Origin of the sequence: Brevibacterium permense, from assembly GCF_025506275.1 — a bacterium.
GTDB lineage: Bacteria > Actinomycetota > Actinomycetes > Actinomycetales > Brevibacteriaceae > Brevibacterium > Brevibacterium permense_A.
Window position 1 is genome coordinate 1 of the sequence record NZ_QYCP01000040.1, and the last position, 450, is coordinate 450.

General features: G+C 44.0%; 1 protein-coding gene. It reads left to right on the top strand.

The features are described 5' to 3' along the window. Window positions 1–198: 198 nt before the first annotated feature. On the top strand, window positions 199–450 hold a 252-nt coding region (locus D3I60_RS01445), incomplete at its 3' end, for a hypothetical protein (protein ID WP_262774339.1).

A 450-nucleotide genomic window follows, 5' to 3' on the forward strand; every position in this document is an offset into this window, starting at 1 on the left:
GGGTGCTACAATACTAGAACGATAATACGAATGTGATTTCCGTCTAATTTTCATGCTGGAAATGAGAATTTGAAATGTAGGGTCATTGATCAGAGGATTTATGCAAATAAAATGTTCAAAAGTCTATTTGAAACCTGCCGTTTTGCGTATAAATTGGTTGGAACGAGCTATTTTACGAACAGAAAGGTTGTATGTTAAATGAAACATACGGATATCCCTGCAAAACAAGGTTTATATGATCCGGCTTTTGAAAAAGATGCCTGCGGTATGGGCTTTGTTGCCCATATCAAAGGACGGCCCTCTCACGATATTGTCAGCCAGGCGCTGACTATGCTTATTAATATGGAACACCGCGGCGGTCAAGGCAGCGAGCCTAACTCCGGCGATGGTGCGGGGATGATGATCCAGCTTCCACACCGATTCTTCTCGCTTGAAGCCGAGAAGCTGGGC